18 protein-coding genes are annotated in these 16,475 nt (G+C 65.0%); 11 read left to right on the top strand and 7 right to left on the bottom strand.

Annotated features, from left to right (window positions below; all coding sequences use genetic code 11):
- Window positions 1-74 precede the first annotated feature (74 nt).
- Window positions 75-584: a protein-export chaperone SecB gene (secB, locus tag ACH2CY_RS02680; protein WP_395015634.1), complete on the top strand. Its 510-nt coding sequence runs from the start codon at window positions 75-77 to the stop codon at window positions 582-584.
- Here secB and dnaQ read toward each other — a convergent pair.
- The 6 genes from dnaQ to ACH2CY_RS02650 form a co-directional block, all read right to left on the bottom strand.
- Window positions 581-1,285, bottom strand: coding sequence for a DNA polymerase III subunit epsilon (gene dnaQ / locus ACH2CY_RS02675; protein ID WP_395015631.1), 705 nt, complete (start codon window positions 1,283-1,285; stop codon window positions 581-583). The genes secB and dnaQ overlap by 4 nt on opposite strands.
- Complete coding sequence (locus ACH2CY_RS02670; RefSeq protein WP_395015629.1) at window positions 1,278-2,186, bottom strand: glutamate racemase; 909 nt, start codon at window positions 2,184-2,186, stop codon at window positions 1,278-1,280. The genes dnaQ and ACH2CY_RS02670 overlap by 8 nt, the downstream gene beginning before the upstream one ends.
- A 112-nt stretch (window positions 2,187-2,298) precedes the next feature.
- Window positions 2,299-2,886, bottom strand: a complete 588-nt coding sequence (coaE, locus tag ACH2CY_RS02665) for a dephospho-CoA kinase (RefSeq protein WP_395015627.1) — start codon at window positions 2,884-2,886, stop codon at window positions 2,299-2,301.
- Complete coding sequence (locus ACH2CY_RS02660) at window positions 2,883-3,779, bottom strand: shikimate dehydrogenase (RefSeq protein ID WP_395015625.1); 897 nt, start codon at window positions 3,777-3,779, stop codon at window positions 2,883-2,885. The genes coaE and ACH2CY_RS02660 overlap by 4 nt, the downstream gene beginning before the upstream one ends.
- 7 nt (window positions 3,780-3,786) lie before the next feature.
- The gene (locus tag ACH2CY_RS02655; protein WP_395015623.1) at window positions 3,787-4,389 is read right to left on the bottom strand and encodes a Maf family protein; all 603 of its coding nucleotides are present in this window, start codon (window positions 4,387-4,389) and stop codon (window positions 3,787-3,789) included.
- Window positions 4,389-5,231: a pyruvate, water dikinase regulatory protein gene (locus ACH2CY_RS02650; RefSeq protein ID WP_395015621.1), complete on the bottom strand. Its 843-nt coding sequence runs from the start codon at window positions 5,229-5,231 to the stop codon at window positions 4,389-4,391. The genes ACH2CY_RS02655 and ACH2CY_RS02650 overlap by 1 nt, the downstream gene beginning before the upstream one ends.
- A 429-nt stretch (window positions 5,232-5,660) precedes the next feature.
- On the opposite strand from ACH2CY_RS02650, the gene hemE reads away from it, so the two are divergent.
- From hemE to ACH2CY_RS02610, 8 genes are all read left to right on the top strand, one after another.
- Entirely contained in the window at window positions 5,661-6,707 is a 1,047-nt protein-coding gene (gene hemE / locus ACH2CY_RS02645; RefSeq protein WP_395015618.1) for a uroporphyrinogen decarboxylase, read from the top strand.
- Window positions 6,704-7,756, top strand: a complete 1,053-nt coding sequence (gene hemH, locus ACH2CY_RS02640) for a ferrochelatase (protein WP_395015616.1) — start codon at window positions 6,704-6,706, stop codon at window positions 7,754-7,756. Before hemE ends, hemH begins: the two co-directional genes overlap by 4 nt.
- 4 nt (window positions 7,757-7,760) lie before the next feature.
- The gene (hemJ, locus tag ACH2CY_RS02635; protein WP_395015614.1) at window positions 7,761-8,201 is read left to right on the top strand and encodes a protoporphyrinogen oxidase HemJ; all 441 of its coding nucleotides are present in this window, start codon (window positions 7,761-7,763) and stop codon (window positions 8,199-8,201) included.
- Between the two features lie 398 nt (window positions 8,202-8,599).
- Window positions 8,600-9,973: a transcription termination factor Rho gene (rho, locus tag ACH2CY_RS02630; RefSeq protein WP_395015612.1), complete on the top strand. Its 1,374-nt coding sequence runs from the start codon at window positions 8,600-8,602 to the stop codon at window positions 9,971-9,973.
- A 203-nt stretch (window positions 9,974-10,176) separates the two neighbouring features.
- Window positions 10,177-10,722: a molybdopterin-dependent oxidoreductase gene (locus tag ACH2CY_RS02625; protein WP_395015609.1), complete on the top strand. Its 546-nt coding sequence runs from the start codon at window positions 10,177-10,179 to the stop codon at window positions 10,720-10,722.
- A complete protein-coding gene (locus ACH2CY_RS02620; RefSeq protein ID WP_395015607.1) occupies window positions 10,722-12,083 on the top strand; it encodes an ATP-binding protein in 1,362 nt (453 codons plus the stop codon). The genes ACH2CY_RS02625 and ACH2CY_RS02620 overlap by 1 nt, the downstream gene beginning before the upstream one ends.
- Window positions 12,084-12,161: 78 nt before the next feature.
- The gene (locus tag ACH2CY_RS02615; RefSeq protein WP_395015604.1) at window positions 12,162-12,500 is read left to right on the top strand and encodes a hypothetical protein; all 339 of its coding nucleotides are present in this window, start codon (window positions 12,162-12,164) and stop codon (window positions 12,498-12,500) included.
- 177 nt (window positions 12,501-12,677) lie between these two features.
- Window positions 12,678-13,301 (top strand): hypothetical protein, encoded by a 624-nt coding sequence (locus ACH2CY_RS02610; RefSeq protein ID WP_395015602.1) that lies wholly within the window; start codon window positions 12,678-12,680, stop codon window positions 13,299-13,301.
- 57 nt (window positions 13,302-13,358) lie between these two features.
- Here ACH2CY_RS02610 and ACH2CY_RS02605 read toward each other — a convergent pair whose 3' ends face one another.
- Window positions 13,359-14,465, bottom strand: coding sequence for a PotD/PotF family extracellular solute-binding protein (locus tag ACH2CY_RS02605; protein WP_395015599.1), 1,107 nt, complete (start codon window positions 14,463-14,465; stop codon window positions 13,359-13,361).
- A gap of 269 nt (window positions 14,466-14,734) precedes the next feature.
- Between ACH2CY_RS02605 and ACH2CY_RS02600 the strand changes: the two genes are divergently transcribed.
- Window positions 14,735-15,649, top strand: a complete 915-nt coding sequence (locus ACH2CY_RS02600; protein ID WP_395015597.1) for an ABC transporter permease — start codon at window positions 14,735-14,737, stop codon at window positions 15,647-15,649.
- A 21-nt stretch (window positions 15,650-15,670) separates the two neighbouring features.
- The gene (locus ACH2CY_RS02595) at window positions 15,671-16,474 is read left to right on the top strand and encodes an ABC transporter permease (RefSeq protein ID WP_395015595.1); all 804 of its coding nucleotides are present in this window, start codon (window positions 15,671-15,673) and stop codon (window positions 16,472-16,474) included.
- The last annotated feature ends 1 nt before the right edge of the window (window position 16,475 follow it).

Below are 16,475 nucleotides of genomic sequence, written 5' to 3'. Positions count from 1 at the left end.
CCGAACATGCTTCGCGGGACGGTCCAGTCCAAGGGCCACGCGAAAAAATAACGACTTCAAGATCAGGGACCCTCATGGCCGACCAGAACCCCGCCCAGCCCGCCGGCAACGCCGCCGATCAGACTGCCGCACCCTTGACCGTGGTGCATCAGTATCTGAAGGACTTCTCCTTCGAGAACCCGAATGCCGCGAACGGCTTCCAGCCGCTGACCACCATGCCGACCGGCTATATCCGGGTCGATGTGCGGGTTAAGCCGATGACCCCGCCGGACATCGAGGTCTCGCTGTTCCTGGCCGCCGAGGCGAAGATCGACGACACCACGATCTACGTGGTCGAGAGCGAATATGCCGGCGTGTTCCGCCTCGGTCGCGTGCCGCAGGAGCATATGCTGCCGCTGATCATGATCGAGGCGCCGCGGCTGCTGTTCCCCTTCTCGCGCCAGCTGATCGCGACCGCGGTGCAGGCCGGCGGCTTCCCGCCGCTTTACATCAATCCGGTCGATTTCGTGCAGCTCTACCGCGACCGCCAGCCGGATCTGCAGGAAGCGATGAAGGAAGCCACCGCGGGAACCGCGAAGGCCTAAGCCTTCAGCCAGATCGCGTCCTTGATCTTGGCGATGAAGGACTGATGCGCCAGGAGCTCTTCGGGGCTCGGCGCATGGGGGCGGGGCGTGCGGATCGGCAGCTCGATGCCCGGTGAGGCGCTGCGCCTTCCGCCGGTGAAATCGAGATCGACGCTGACCCTGGTCTCCTCAGTGAGGACCAGCCCGGCCTGGCGGCCGCCCATCAGCTCCAGATAGACGTCGGCCAAGAGCTGCGCGTCCAGCAGCGCGCCGTGCAAGGTGCGGTTCGAGTTGTCGATGTTGAAGCGCTTGCAGAGCGCGTCGAGGCTGGCCGGGGCGCCGGGAAACTTCTTGCGGGCCATCGCCACGGTGTCGATCGCGCGCTGAAACGGGATCGCCGTCTTCCCCGCGCGCTCCAGCTCGACATTAATGAACTTCATGTCGAACTCGGCATTATGCGCGATGATCGGGGAATCGCCGATGAACTCCAGCAGCGCGTCGGCGACCTCGGCGAATTTCGGCTTGTCGGAAAGAAACTCCGCCGAGAGCCCATGCACCTGGAACGCCGCCTGCGGCACGTCGCGCTCCGGGTTCACGTATTTCCAGAAGGTCTTGGCTGTCGGCACGTGGTTGATGAGCTCGATGCAGCCGATCTCCACCAGCCGGTCGCCGTTGACGGCGTCGAAGCCGGTGGTTTCGGTGTCGAGCACGACCTCACGCATCGAGCAGTCTCTCCGTTGATTCCCACGTCGAGTCGACGTGCGCAAAACGAAGATGCCGCCCGTAGAATCGGCTGGCAAGAGCGGAAACAGCCGTCGCATCGCCGGTGGTGAGACAGACGGGATCGGTGGGATCCCGGGTGAGGTCCTTCATCTCGGGATGGCGGAAGAGGTAGGCCACCATCGCCGCGGCGACCCGCGCCGGCTGACTCAAGATCTGAGTCTCCAACGGCAAGGCGCTGCGGAACAACGCTTCCACCAGCGGGAAATGGGTGCAGCCCAGCACCGCCTTGTCCGGCGCCCGGCCGAGGTTGCGCAGCAGCGCTTCGACGTGGCGGGTGACCGTGTCGCGCAGGGCCGTTTCGGATGCGCCGGCTTCGATCATGCCGGCGAGTTCCGGGCAGGCCCGTTGCGTCACCGCGATGTTCGGCGCGCGCAAGGCGATCTCGTGCGGGTAGAAGCCGCTCTCGACCGTCGCTTGCGTCGCGAAGACGGCAACCGTCTCGAGCGGGCGGCGCGCCTCATCCGGGCCGGCGGTGGAATGCCAGGGCGTTTGGGCGATCTCCTCGATCATCGGCGCGATGACGCCGAGGATGCGGCGATCCGGATAATGGCCGGGAAGCCAGTTCTGCTGCAGCGGCCGGATCGCGGCGGCCGTGGCGGTGTTGCAGGCGAGGATGACCAGGCGGGCCCCGGCGCGGAACAGCAGTTCGACGCCATCCTTGGTGAGCGCCAGAATCTCGCCGCCGCTCTTCGGCCCATAGGGCGCATGCGCGTTGTCGCCGAGATAGAGGAAGCGCTGGCGCGGCAGACGCGCATGCAGCGCAGCCAGCACGGTGAGGCCGCCATAGCCGCTGTCGAAGACGCCGATCACTTGGCGAGAGTCGTTGTGCGGCACCCCCACCCCAACCCTCCCCCGCAGACGGGGGAGGGAGAAGGAGAAGACACCGAACAAAGCCCTCCCCCAGCTTTGGGGGAGGGTTGGGAGGGGGTGCACCAGACTCGATCGAAGCGCTTCATTGCTTCAGCGCCTGCAAAATACGGGCAAGCGCATTGCGGGCGGCGCGTTTGCCGCTCCCGGTCTGCACCACGTAATCGGCGCGGCGGCGTTTCTCGGCGTCCGGCATCTGCTTGCTCACGATCTCCTCGAGCCGCTGGCGGCTCATGCCCGGACGCTTCAATACCCGCTGATCTTGGAGAAATTTGGGCGCGGTCACGACGATCACGGCATCGCAGCGTTTTTCCCCGCCGGTCTCGAAGAGCAGCGGGATGTCCAGCACCGCGACCCGATGCCGGCGGGCCCGCGCGGTGCGGAGGAAGATCCGCTCCTGTTCGCGCACCATGGGATGGAGGATCAGTTCCAGGCGCCTCAAATCGGCCGGATCGGCATAGACCCGGCGGCCGAGCTCCTTGCGGTCGATGGCGCCGTTGCGCGCAGTCCCGGGGAAAGCCGCCTCGATGAAGCCGACCGCGGCACCGCCGTGGTTCATCAGCCGATGCACGCTGGCATCGGCATCATGGACCGGGACTCCCATCTGCCGCAGGGCCTGAGCGGCGGTGGATTTCCCCATGCCGATCGAGCCGGTCAGGCCGAGGACGATCACGGAATGTCTTTCAGCACGAAGTCCCTGAGCGCCGGCGTCACCTGGGGCTCGACGCCGAACCAGGCGGCGAAGCCGGGGCGGGCCTGGTGCAGCAGCATCCCGAGCCCGTCCACCACCGCATTGCCGCGCGCCCGTGCGGCGGCCAGCAGCGGCGTCTCCAGCGGCACATAGACGATGTCGTAGACGGTCGCCGATTTCGGCAGCGCGTCGAGATTCATGTCGAGCGCCGGCTGGCCGGCCATGCCGAGCTGGGTGGAATTCACCAGCAGGCCGGCGCCTTCGAGCGCGGCCTCGCGGTGATGCCAGGTCACCACCTTCAGCCGGCCGGCAAGTTCGCTGCCGAGCGCTGAGTCCAGGGCTTCCGCCAGTTCCTCGGCACGGCGTTGGGTCCGGTTGGCGAGCAGGATCTCCGGCACGCCGGCTTCCAGCAGGGCGACGATGATGGCGCGGGCCGCACCGCCGGCACCGAGCAGGACGGCCGGTCCCGCATTGGGCTGCCAGCTGGGCTGGCTCGCCTGCAGATGGGCCAGGAAGCCGAAGCCGTCGGTGTTGTCGCCGAGGATCGAGCTGTCGTCCCTGACGATGAGCGTGTTCACCGCGCCGATCCGTTCGGCGACGCGGGTCACCTCATCGACCAGGCCGAGCGCCGGCTCCTTGTGCGGCAGGGTGACGTTGCCGCCGCGGAAACCCAGGCTCGGCAGCGCGCGGATCGCCCGCGGCAGGTCGCGGGGATGGGTCGCAAAGGGGATATAGGCGCCGTCGATCCCATGCTGCGCCAGCCAGAAGCCGTGCAGCCGCGGCGAGCGCGAATGATCGACCGGATAGCCGAAGACCCCGGCGATCTTCGACTTGCCGGTCAGGGTGCGGGTCACGGCGAGCGCGTCTTCGTTCATCGTGGGTTCATCGCGGCAGCAGGCTCTGTTCGCGCAGGATATCCAGCACCGGCAGCAGCGGCAGGCCCAGGATGGTGAAGAAATCGCCTTCGATCCGCTTGAACATCTGCGCGCCCAGCCCCTCGAGTTGATAGGCCCCGACCGAGTTCAGGACCGCGTCACCCGCCCGGTCAAGATACTGGTCCAGGAAGCTCTCTGTGAAGGCGCGCATCGCGAGCCTGGCGGCATCGGCATGATGCCAGATCCGCTGCCCGTCCCGCGCCAGGACCGCGGCGCTGGTCAGCCGGTGGGTCTTGTCGCGCAAGCTCAGGAGCTGGGTCTTGGCGGCGGCGCGGCTCTCCGGCTTGTCGAACCAGACGCCGTCGCAATCCAGCATCTGATCGGCGCCGAGCACCAGCCGACCCGGCTTGGCGCGGCTGACCTGCAGGGCTTTGAGCTCAGCCAGCGCGATCGCCGCGGTTTCCACATCGGCCTTCTGCTGCTGCAGGGAGTGCTTCAGCTCGCCTTCATCGACCCGGGCCGGGACGATTTCGATCGCGACCCCGGCCGCGCGCAGCATCTCGGCGCGCGCGGTGCTGGCGGAGGCGAGGATGAGCGGCTCGGGCGGCACTAAGCTTCGCGGACCGCCGCCAAGCCGCGTTTCTCGCGGTGCTCGTGCAGCAGCTGGATGATGCTGGCGGCGGTTTCCTCGATCGAGCGGCGGGTCACGTCGAGAACGTGCCAGCCATGCTCGCTGCAGAGCCGCCGCGCCTGCACCACTTCCTCGCGCACCGCGGCGAGATCGACATAGTCGGATTCCTCGTCCTTGGCGATCATCTCCATCCGGTTCTTGCGGATCTGCACCAGCTGGCTCGGGTCCTTGGTGAGACCGACCACCATCGGGTTCTTCACCGAGAAGAGCTCGGCCGGCAGCGGGCAGCCGGGGACGATCGGCACATTGGCCGCCTTGATGCCGCGGTTGGCGAGATAGACACAGGTCGGCGTCTTGGAGGACCGGCTGACCCCGACCAGGATTACGTCGGCATCCTCGTAGTTCCGCGCCGACTGGCCGTCGTCATGGGCGAGCGCGTAGTCCATCGCCTCGATGCGGTGGAAATAGTCCTGGTCCATCATGTGCTGGCGGCCGGAAAGGCCCTTGGCGACCTGGCCGAAATGGGTGGCGAGCGCGGTCATGACCGGGTCCAGCACGGGAACCAGTGTCACGCCGAGATCGCGGCAGCTCGAGACCAGCAGGTTGCGGAGCTTGTCATCGACGATGGTGTAGAGGACCAGGCCCGGATTTTGCTGGATGCCCTGGAGCACCTTCTGCATCTGGCCGGTGGTGCGGATGAGGGTCCAGGAATGCTCGATCGCGGTCACTTCCTCGAACTGGACCAGGCAGGCGCGGGTGATGCTGTTCAAGGTTTCGCCGGTCGCGTCGGAAACCAGGTGGATGTGAAAGCCCGTCGGCATCGATTTCTCTCGTTCGAGAAGCCTGGACCAACCCGGTGCAGAAATCTGGGATAACTCCCCGATAACCCTGGGACAACAGCCCGGTTTATACACCTTCATGGATTGTCCCCAGTCATGGCATTGCCCATCTCCAGGATCAACCCCCGGCACCGCCGCTGTTTTGAATCACCTGAATCCCGGGGATTGTCACAGGGACCGATTTCATCCCGGTTTTCCACGCTTTTCATCACCGAGGCTGCTTGCGGATTCACCCGGCCTTATCCTGCCCATCGCGGATCACCGGCCGGGGATTCCATCCGCAGCAATTGCGAGGATGAGGCGGAAGACCGGGGATTAAGACGATTCACCGCACATCTACTTCATCTACCTCTCTAGATTCTCTTTAAGTGTAAGAGTAGGAGGGACGGAGTTCTCCCTGGTCCTGCCGAGATGACCCAGCCCAAAGTATTGATCGAGACCTTGCATGGTCGCAAAACCGACCGGACGCCGATCTGGCTGATGCGCCAGGCCGGGCGCTATCTGCCGGAATACCGGGCGCTGCGGCAGAAGGCGAAGAACTTCCTGGATTTCTGCTACACGCCGGAACTTGCGACCGAGGCGACCTTGCAGCCGATCCGGCGCTATGACCTCGATGCGGCGATCCTGTTCTCGGACATCCTGGTGGTGCCGCATGGCCTGGGCCAGAAGGTCTGGTTCGAGGAGGGCGTCGGCCCGCTGCTGGAGCCGATCGCCGGCACCGACGAGCTGAAGCGGTTTGAGACCGGGCGCATGGTGGAAGCCCTGGCGCCGGTCTATGAGACCTTGCGGCGGCTGAAGACGGAGCTGCCGGCGGATCGGGCGTTGATCGGCTTTGCCGGCGCGCCCTGGACGCTCGCGAGCTACATGATCGAGGGTGGCTCGAGCCGGGACTTCGCCAAGGCCAAGCTCTGGGCCTATGGCCGGCCGGAAAGCTTCCAGAAGCTGACCGACCTGCTGGTCGATGCAGTGGCGACGCATCTGGAAGCCCAGGTCGCGGCCGGCGCAGAGGCCCTGCAGATCTTCGATTCCTGGGCCGGCGCCCTGGACACCGCGGGGATGCGCCGCTGGTCGCTGGTGCCGATCCAGGCGATCGTGACCCGGCTGAAGCGAACCGTGCCGAATGTGCCGGTGATCGTGTTTCCGCGCGGCGTCGCGACCGGCTATCGCGACTTTGCCGAGGCCGGGATTGGCGACGCGATCAGTCTCGACCAGCACGTCGATCCCAGCTGGGCGCGCGATGCGGTGCAAAGCAAGCGCGTGGTCCAGGGCAACCTCGACCCGCGCTGGCTGGTGGTCGGCGGCGATGGGATGCGCCAGGCCATCCACCGGATTCTCGACGCGCTGGGCCAAGGTCCATTGGTCTTCAATCTCGGCCATGGCTGCGTGCCGGAAACGCCGCCCGAGCATGTCGCCGAGCTGATTGAAACGGTGCGTTCTTACAAGTCCATGGGTCGATGAGCAGCAACCGGCGCATCGCGGTGGTGCTGTTCAATCTCGGCGGTCCGGATCGGCCGGCGGCGGTGCAGCCCTTCCTGTTCAATCTGTTCAACGACCGCAACATCATCGACCTGCCGGCGATCCTGCGCTGGCCGTTGGCAAAGCTGATCTCCGGCCGGCGGGCGAAAGCCGCGCTCGCGATCTATCGGGCGATGGGCGGGCGCTCGCCGATCCTGCCCAACACCGAGCGCCAGGCCGCGGCGCTTCAAGCAAGCCTCGGCGATCTCGGCGAGGTGAAGGTCTTCATCGCGATGCGCTACTGGCATCCACTGACCGAGGCGACGGTGGCGGCGGTGAAAGCCTTTGCCCCGGACGAGATCATCCTGCTGCCGCTCTATCCGCAATTCTCGACCACGACGACAGAATCCTCGAACCGGGTCTGGCGTGATGCCGCGAAGAAGCAGGGTCTCGAGGCGCCGCAGAAGCTGATCTGCTGCTATCCTACGGAACCTGGCTTCATCGCCGCGGTCGCCAAAATCACCGCGGCGTCGATCGCGCGGGCCAAGGCAAAGACATCGGCGCCGATCCGGGTGATCTTCTCGGCGCATGGCCTGCCGAAGAAGATTGTCGATCGCGGCGATCCCTATGTGGCGCAGGTCTCGGCGACGGTGCATGCGGTGGTGGACCGGCTCGGCCTCGCGGCCTCGGAATGGATGGTGGCATTCCAGAGCCGCGTGGGTCCGCTGGAATGGGTCGGGCCGCCGACCGATCATTCGATCGAGGAAGCCGCGTCGGCCGGCAAGGCCGTGATCGTGGTCCCGATCGCCTTCGTCTCCGAGCATTCGGAAACGCTGGTCGAGCTCGACATCGAATACCGTCACCTCGCGGAAAAGCGCGGCGCAGCTGCCTATGAGCGTGCGCCGACGGTCTCGGAGGATGCGGATTTCATCGCCGGCCTGGCGCAGCTGGTGCGCCGCGCCTTGAACGACCCGCAACGCGTTCAGGCGGGATCCGGCACGCCGGTCTGCGCCGACTGGCCGCGCTGTGCCTGCCAGCAAGGGGAGCTCTAAGTCGATGCTCTACAACTGGCTGCTGGCCCTGCACATCATCGCCGTCATCGCCTGGATGGCGGGCATGCTCTATCTGCCGCGGCTCTACGTCTATCATGCGCAGGCTCTGCAGAAGGGCGGTGCGGGAAGTGCGGCGCTCAGCGAGACCTTCAAGGTGATGGAGCGCCGGCTGCTGCGCGCCATCATCAACCCGGCGATGATCGCGTCCTGGCTGTTGGGGCTTAGCCTCGCCTGGCAGGGCGATCACTGGCTGGAGGGCTGGTTCCACGCCAAGGTGGCGCTGCTGATCGGCATGCAGCTGATCCACGCCGCCCTGGCACGCTGGCGCCGCGCCTTTGCCAACGACGCCAACATCCATTCCGACCGCTTCTATCGCTTCATGAACGAGGTCCCGACCCTGCTCATGATCGGGATCGTGATCCTGGCGGTGGTGAAGCCCTTCTAGGCCTAAGGCAGGGCCGGTTGTCTGGGTCCGGGCCGGACATTTCCCCGCAGCCGGCTTACGGGGCAATCAGAACTCCTGCCGCTATGCCCCTTGAAACCGCGCACGAAATTGCCATTTGACTTTGCATGGCCAGTCCGGTATCGCCTTGGGTAGCACCCTGGCAGGACCAGTCGCTCCTCGCTCCCCCACGATACAATCCGTGAGTTTGGCCCTAAGACCTGGGCTTTGAGCGAGGGATCGGACCCGTCTGAGGCGCATCGACCACAAGACCGGTCATCCAACCCGGCAGTCTTCCAGGATCGGGCGAACCGGAATCGGTCGCGCCGCGTCCCACTCCCCAGAAACCGCCCCCTATCCCGCGTGTTTTCCCACAAGAACCAAAGACCTACCGAAACCACATGAATCTCCAAGAACTGAAGCGCAAAACCCCCGCCGAGCTGCTGGAGTTCGCCGAGAGCCTGCAGATCGAGAACGCGAGCGCGCTCCGGCGCCAGGACATGATGTTCGCGATCCTGAAGCAGCTCGCGGAGAACGACACCGCGATCTTCGGCGACGGCGTGCTGGAAATCCTGCAAGACGGGTTCGGCTTCCTGCGCAGCCCCGAGGCCAACTATCTCCCCGGTCCCGACGACATCTACGTCTCCCCGAGCCAGGTGCGCCGCTTCGGCTTGCGCACCGGCGACACGGTGGAAGGCCAGATCCGGGCCCCGAAGGACGGCGAGCGCTACTTCGCGCTGCTCAAGGTCAACAAGATCAATTTCGACGATCCGGACAAGATCCGGCACCGCATCAACTTCGACAACCTGACCCCGCTCTATCCCGACGAGCGCTTCGTCATGGAGCTCGAGGGCAAGGGCGACGTCGAGATGCCGAAGCGCGAAGAGGAAGCGCCGGCGATCAAGGTCGAGCCCGGCAAGCGCATGGAGCTCGGTAAGGGCAAGCTGCGCGCCTCGCGCGAATCCCACGAAATGTCGAAGGTCGACATCACCGCGCGGATCATCGATCTCATCTGCCCGATCGGCAAAGGCCAGCGCGCCCTGATCGTCGCGCCGCCGCGGACCGGCAAGACGGTCATGCTGCAGAACATGGCGCATTCGATCGCCGCCAATCACCCGGAAAGCTACCTGATCGTGCTGCTGATCGACGAGCGTCCGGAAGAAGTCACCGACATGGCCCGCTCGGTCAAAGGCGAAGTGGTCAGCTCCACCTTCGACGAGCCGGCGGTGCGCCACGTCCAGGTCGCGGAAATGGTGATCGAGAAGGCCAAGCGCCTGGTCGAGCACAAGCGTGACGTGGTCATCCTGCTGGATTCGATCACCCGCCTCGCCCGCGCCTACAACACCGTGGTCCCCTCATCGGGCAAGGTGCTGACCGGCGGTGTCGACGCCAACGCGCTACAGCGCCCGAAGCGTTTCTTCGGCGCCGCGCGCAACATCGAGGAAGGCGGCTCGCTGACCATCATCGCGACCGCGCTCATCGATACCGGCAGCCGCATGGACGAGGTCATCTTCGAAGAGTTCAAGGGCACCGGTAACTCGGAAATCATCCTGGACCGCAAGCTCTCCGACAAGCGGACCTTCCCCTCGATCGACATCACCAAGTCCGGCACCCGCAAGGAAGAGCTGCTGGTCGACAAGGGAACCTTGTCGAAGATGTGGGTCCTCCGCCGGATCCTGATGCCGATGGGCGTCACCGACGCGATGGAGTTCCTGATCGACAAGCTGAAGCATTCGAAGACCAACTCGGACTTCTTCCAGTCGATGAATCAATAGGCGAACTCATCGCCGCGCGACCAACCCAACGGGTTCGGCGCCTATTACGAGCCCCGCGCTTGATCGACATCAGGCGCGGGGCTGTTCACGACAAATTAACGCTATCTCTCCGATCCTAGGTCGCTTGCCGGTCGCGGGTGGCCGCGCTACCTCTTTGGGCGCGACATCAAGCGGCGGCACGAGTGGGACCGGGGATGCTGCGGATGCGGTTGGCGAAGGGGGGTACGGCGGGGCGAAAGCTCAGGCGCCGGATCGCTGCGATTGCGATCGGCGGTGCCTTGCTGCTGGCCTTTCCCGCCGTCGCCGAGCCGCTGCAGAAGCCGCATGGCGGCGAGATCATCCTCACGGTCAGCGGCGCGATCGCCAACACCAATGGCGACGGCGGCGCCTTCTTCGACCTCGCTTTGCTGAAATCCCTGCCCGTCCGCGTGTTGGTGACCGAGACGCCCTGGACCAAGGGCCGGCATGAGTTCACCGGCGTGCCGCTGGAGGCCCTGGTGGCGGCGGTCGGCGCCAGCGGCAAGACGATCACCGCCTATGCGCTCAACGACTACTCGGTCGATCTGCCGGTGGAAGACGGCAAGAGGCACGGCGCGCTGGTGGTCTATCTGTTCGACGGCCAGCCGATGCTGCCCTCCGACCGCGGCCCGCTCTGGATCGTCTACCCCTTCAGCGACCGCAAAGAGACCCGGTCCGAGACCTTCTACCAGCGGGCGGTCTGGAATCTCTATGCCATGACGGTGCGCTGATGCGCACGCCGCCGTTCATCCTGCACCACTGGCGGATGGTCTTCATTTCCGGCCTGGTGGTGCTGGCGGGCCTGGTCTTGTGGTCGGCGAAGGAAGTCGCGGTCAGCATCGACACGCTGCGCAGCAACGAGCTCGACAATGTCGGCTGGAATGCGAGCCAGCTCGAGGTGCAGTTGGTGAAGCTTCAGCATCTCCTGGCTGAAGCGAAAGCCGGCAATCCGCAGCGCTTGCTGCTGCAGCGGCGCTGGGACAATTTCCTCAGCCGGATCGATCCTCTGGACGCCGCCATCACGGCGGACCTCAAGGCGCGCCAGCCGGAATTCGCCCCGACCTTTGAGGAGGTGAAGGCCGGCATCGCCGAGATGGACGCCTATGTGCGGGTCCGCAACGGCAACCTGGTGCAATCGGCCGATGTGCTGGAAGGGCCGTCGACCGCGCTGGCCGTGCCGATCCGGCGGCTGGCGGTGATGGGCGACCAGTATTACGGCCAGCTGATCGAGCGCCGGCGCGGGGCGCTGGTGGACAAGATCCAGATGCTGGCCTTTGCTCTCGGTGGGCTGCTGCTACTGCTTTGCGCCAACCAGATGGTGATCCTGGCGCAGCGGCGGCGGCTCCATGCGATGGCCGGCGACCTGCAGCGCGCGCTGACCGCGGCCGACCAGGCCAATGCCGCCAAGACCAGCTTCCTCGCCCGGATGAGCCACGAGTTGCGCACGCCGCTGAACGCGATCATCGGCTTTGCGGAGGTGATGCAGACCGAGCTGTTCGGCCCGATCGGCCATCCGCGCTACAAGGACTATGCCACCGGCATCCACGCCTCCGGCCAGAATCTGCTCGGCCTGGTGGATTCCGTGCTCGACGTCTCGCGGATCGAATCCGGCAGCGTGCCGGTGACCCGGGAACTGGTGGCACTGGACGAGCTGGCGCGCAGCTGCATCACCGCGATGCAGCACCACACCCGCAACGGCGCGGTTGAGATCGCCAATGTGGTGCCGGAGGATCTGCCGCGGGTGCGGGTCGATCCCGAGCATCTGCGCAAGATCCTGCTGCAGCTCCTGGAGAACGCGGTGAAGTTCGGTCCGAACGGCTGCCATGTCGAGCTCGGCGCCCGCCGCGGCGATGCCGGCAAGCTGGAGATCTGGGTCAAGGATGACGGCCCCGGCATTCCGGCCGCGGACCTGGATATCGTGCTGGTGCCCTTCAACCAGGTGCGAAACCATCTGGTCTTCCATAACGAAGGCCTCGGCCTCGGCCTGCCGATCGCGAAGTCCCTCACCGAATTGAACGGCGGCGAGTTCGAGCTGACCAGCCAGCCGGGGCGCGGCACCGAGGCCCGGCTGCGTTTCGACGCCGCCGCATAAACCAGGTTTTGGTCGCAATCTCGCCGCGATTTTCGGCTAAGCTCTGTGCGGGGTGTTCGACCGCAAGTGGGGGCTTCAATGACGCGCGTATCGCGATGGATCGTCTCGATCCTGCTGGTTCTGTCGGTGGCCGCCTGTGCGGCAAGCAGCCCCAAACCTGGCAGCTCGACCGGCAGCCCGACTGGCGAGGCCGGATCCACCATGAAATCCGCCATCGTGATCGACGCCCAGAACGAGTTCCAGGGGGTGCGGGCCGAGTATGAATGGATCCGCGACCATATGCCCGGCTGGAAGCCGGTGGCTCAGCACCTGCTCAACGAGGACGGCCGGGTCTATGACATGATCGAGGTCAGCCGCGGCGGGGAAACCCGCGAGGTCTGGTTCGACATCACCAAATGGTTCGGCAAGCTGGAGTGAAACCGGCCGGCGCGGCCGAACGGCACGATGCCCGCCGTGCATCGACCCCAGTGCCCTGAAGCCAGCGGGGCGGCGGCGATTCCGTGAAGCTCCGAATCGTCGAACCATGCCCCAACGGCATGGTCCTTCCAGCTACAGTCACCACAACCGAGGGTGGCTGTCTTTTGGGAGGAAGCCGTGGCGTTCCGTGGTTTGCGAAGGTTCTTGGGCGCGCTGGCGCTGATCTGGGCGCTTGGCGCGGGCGGGGCCGAGGCTTCGACCATCTACACCTATAGCTTCAGCGAGGATTACAACTACTCGCTGGGCGCCGGCTACATCTATCCCGCCAAGCTCACCGGCGGGTTCACCGGCACTTCCGATGCCACCGGGCATATCAGCCTCTCCACCCTCACCGACTTCCACCTGACCTTCGATTTCCCGCCGGGCGGCGTGCCGGGCCTTGCTTTCGGCACCTATGCGGGCGCGCCGGATTACTTCTCGTTTCTGATCGGGGACGCCAGTGGCAGCACGCTCGCCTTCCAATCGCCTCTGGACCTCTATCTGCTGCCATCCGACGAGACCGCCTGCGTCGGCGCCGCGGTTGCGTTCCTGTGCAGCGGCGGAGCATCGCGCGGCGTGGTGGCCACCTCGTTCGGCATCTTCGCGCGCAGTGAAATTGCGCCTTCGGTGAGCCTGGTCACGACGTCCGCCCCCGTCGCCGCGACGCCGATCCCGGGCGGGTTGCTGCTGCTCGGCACGGCGCTCGCCGGTCTTGGCGGCCTGGGCGGCCTGGGCGCCGTGCGGCGGAAAATGCCCGCATAGAAGAAGGGCGGCGGATCGCTCCGCCGCCCCCTTCCGCACCTCTCTTGGCAGGCGCGCTTACTTCATCGTTTTCACTTCTTCCCAGACCTTGGTGTATTTGTCGGCATCGACCTTCTGCAGCATGATGCCGGAGTTCAGGGCCTTTTCCGGATCGGTGATGCCGATGGCGGCGACCGCCTCGGGCTTCGCCATTTCGAAGGCCTTCTTGTTGCTGTGACCGTAGCTGAAATCCTCGATCAGCCGCACGCCGGTCTCCGGCGACAGCCAGGCGTCGAGGAAGTCATAGGCGGCTTCCTTGCTGGCCTTGCCGGTCGACAGCAGGGTGAGGCCGCAGAGCCAGGTGAAGATGCCTTCCTTCGGCACCGCGTAGGCCGCCTGGATGCCCTGCTCGCGCAGGGTCTTCGGCGTCTCGTTCCAGGCATAGGCCGCGACGATCTCGCCGGAGGCGAGAGCCTGGTTGATCTCGGTCGGGTCCTTCCAGAGGAAGCGTGCGTTCTTCACCACCTTCTCGACCAGCGGCTTGGTGGCCTCGAGATCCGCGTCGGTCATCTCGAAGATCTTCTTCGGGCCATAGCCGAGCAGCAGGCCGGCGATCTGGGTCACCACGTAATCGTCGGTCATGGCGACGCGACCGGCATACTTGTCGTCGGTGAAGATCGACCAGCTCGGGTCCTTGTTGAAATCCGCATCGACGAGATCCGGGCGGTAGCAGATCGACGAGTTGCCCCAGTCGCAGGGCGTCATCACCACGTTGCCGTCAACCACGACGCCGGGCGCCTTTTGCAGGGCCGGGAACACGTCCTTCCAGTTCGAGAGCTTGGTGGTGTCGATCGGCTCGGCGATCTTCGCGTCGGTGAAACGGAACACCGAATAGGTGCAGGGATGCATGATGTCGGCGTTGAAACCGCCGCGCACCTTCTGCAAGGCCTCTTCCTCATTGGCGAAGATCGAGAAGTTCGGCGCCTTGCCGTACTTCTTCACATAGGAGGAGAAGAGATTGTCGACGTCGTAGCCGCTCCACTCCATGCAGGTCAGCACTTCTTCCGCCTGGCCGATCCGCGGTAGCATCACCATGCCGACGCCGAAGGCGGCCGCACCGCGCATCATGTCGCGCCGGGAAACCTTGCCCTGCGCCATCCGGTCGATGAATTTCAGCTTGTTCATAATCGTCTCCTGTTGCCTCGATTTGCCCTGTTGCCGCTTTTCTTTTTGAATGCTGCTTCAATTCTTCAATTTGACATCCGCGCCCAAATCGCTGTCAATGAAGTTTCGGGCCCGATTTTCAAATCCACGGCCGGAAGAGCCGTATTGGGAACCGAAACCCGCCTCGGTAAGGGGGCGGGCCACAGGGCAGGTGGATGGCTGAGACAAGTGTAGAATTGCCGGCCCCAAGTCCTCCAAAGGGATCGGCGGGCGCCCGGACCAATATTGGTTTGCTGCAACGGCTCGAATGGGTCCGCGGCTACCTGCTAATGACGCCGACCATCCTGCTGATGGTCGGCCTGCTGATCGCGCCCCTGGCCTCACTGCTGTTGCGCAGCTTCTGGAGCCAGCACGGCTTCGAGCTCGACCCCACCTTCACCCTGAAGAACTACTGGGCGCTGATCGCTCCCTCGGACAAGGTGACCTGGTGGTCGGGCATCCCCTTTCCGCTGGAGAATCCGGCCTACGCGATCGTGATCGTGAAATCGCTGGGACTGTCCTTTGCCGCCACCGTGGCGGTGATCCTGATCGCCTATCCGATGGCCTATTTCCTGGCGTTCCGGGTGACCCGGCACAAGATGCTCTGGCTGATCGTGATCACCATCCCGTTCTGGACCAGCTATCTGCTCCGGGTCTTCGCCTGGAAAATCATCCTGGGCTTCAACGGCGTCATCAACAGTTTCCTGATCTGGACCGGGATCATCGACAAGCCGCTCGAGTTCCTGCTCTATAACCCGCTCTCGGTGGTGATCACCCTGGCCCATGCCTGGGTTGCCTATGCGATCCTGCCGATCTACGTGAGCCTGGAGAAGATCGACCGCTCGCTGCTGGAAGCCGCGACCGACCTCGGCTACCGGCCCTGGGGGCGGTTCCTGCGGGTGACCTTGCCGCTGTCGCTGCCGGGCGTGATCGCCAGCACGCTGCTGGTCTTCATCCCGACGGTCGGTGACTACGTGACGCCGAGCCTGGTCGGCGGCCCGACCGGCGTCATGGTCGGCAACACCATCCAGTCGCTGTTCGGCCAGCGCAACGACGGGCCGCTGGGCGCGGCACTCTCGGCGGTGGTCATGCTGATCGTGACCATCATCGTCTGCCTGTTCCTCTGGGCCGTGGGTTATCGCAAGATCCAGAAGCGGGAGGCCTGAACGAATGGTGCGGCGCTCCCAATGACAAGACGCTGGGATTTCCTGACCTTCTACGGCCTCGGCTTCGTCGTCTTTCTTTACGCACCGGTCCTGCTGCTGCCGCTGTTCTCCTTCAACGACAACATCTTCGCGATCTTCCCGCTGAAGGGCTTCACCCTGAAGGCCTATGCGCAGCTGGCCGACGACAGCAAGCTGCAGGCCGCGGTCTGGAACAGCATCACCGTCGGCTTCTGGGTCGCGGTCATCAGCACCGCCCTCGGCCTGCTCGCCGCCATGGCGGTGACGCGCTATCGCCTGCCGGGCAAGGGGCCGGTGGTCGGCACGATCATGCTGCCGCTGGTCATCCCCAGCATCATCCTCGGCGTGGCCCTGCTGGTGCTGGTGCGCCAGGTCTTCGACATCGAATTGTCGCTGTGGTGCGTCGCCGCCGGCCATATCCTGCTTTGCACGCCCTTCTCCATGCTGGTGCTGATCTCGCGGCTGGAAGGCTTCGACAAGAATCTCGAGGAGGCGGCGAACGATCTCGGCGAGAACGGCTGGATGACCTTCTGGCGGGTGACCTTCCCGCTGGCGATGCCGGGCGTCATCTCCAGCCTGCTGATGTCCTTCACCACCTCCTTCGACGAATACGTCCTGGCCTTCTTCCTTTCCGGGATCGACCAGACGCTGCCGATCTATCTCTGGAGCATGCTGCGCTTTCCGCAGCGTCTGCCGATCACCTTGGCGCTCGGCAGCAGCATCCTGATCATCTCCACCATCATCGTCGTCGTTTCCGAGGTCCTGCGCCGCCGCGGCGTCCAGACCGAAAAACCGAGCGGGTTGTAAG

It is taken from the genome of Dongia sp. (genome assembly GCF_041905885.1).
GTDB lineage: Bacteria > Pseudomonadota > Alphaproteobacteria > Dongiales > Dongiaceae > Dongia.
Note: the sequence above shows the minus strand (reverse complement) of the source record. Positions and strands in the feature narration are given on the sequence as shown.

Coding starts and splice junctions, on each gene's coding strand:
- hemH (WP_395015616.1), top strand. CDS start 6,704: ATGAGCAGCAACCGGCGCATCGCGGTGGTGCTGTTCAATCTCGGCGGT.
- rho (WP_395015612.1), top strand. CDS start 8,600: ATGAATCTCCAAGAACTGAAGCGCAAAACCCCCGCCGAGCTGCTGGAG.
- ACH2CY_RS02650 (WP_395015621.1), bottom strand. CDS start 5,231: ATGCCGACGGGCTTTCACATCCACCTGGTTTCCGACGCGACCGGCGAA.
- ACH2CY_RS02595 (WP_395015595.1), top strand. CDS start 15,671: ATGACAAGACGCTGGGATTTCCTGACCTTCTACGGCCTCGGCTTCGTC.
- ACH2CY_RS02620 (WP_395015607.1), top strand. CDS start 10,722: ATGCGCACGCCGCCGTTCATCCTGCACCACTGGCGGATGGTCTTCATT.
- hemJ (WP_395015614.1), top strand. CDS start 7,761: ATGCTCTACAACTGGCTGCTGGCCCTGCACATCATCGCCGTCATCGCC.
- dnaQ (WP_395015631.1), bottom strand. CDS start 1,285: ATGCGTGAGGTCGTGCTCGACACCGAAACCACCGGCTTCGACGCCGTC.
- secB (WP_395015634.1), top strand. CDS start 75: ATGGCCGACCAGAACCCCGCCCAGCCCGCCGGCAACGCCGCCGATCAG.
- ACH2CY_RS02615 (WP_395015604.1), top strand. CDS start 12,162: ATGACGCGCGTATCGCGATGGATCGTCTCGATCCTGCTGGTTCTGTCG.
- ACH2CY_RS02605 (WP_395015599.1), bottom strand. CDS start 14,465: ATGAACAAGCTGAAATTCATCGACCGGATGGCGCAGGGCAAGGTTTCC.
- ACH2CY_RS02660 (WP_395015625.1), bottom strand. CDS start 3,779: ATGAACGAAGACGCGCTCGCCGTGACCCGCACCCTGACCGGCAAGTCG.
- hemE (WP_395015618.1), top strand. CDS start 5,661: ATGACCCAGCCCAAAGTATTGATCGAGACCTTGCATGGTCGCAAAACC.
- ACH2CY_RS02625 (WP_395015609.1), top strand. CDS start 10,177: ATGCGGTTGGCGAAGGGGGGTACGGCGGGGCGAAAGCTCAGGCGCCGG.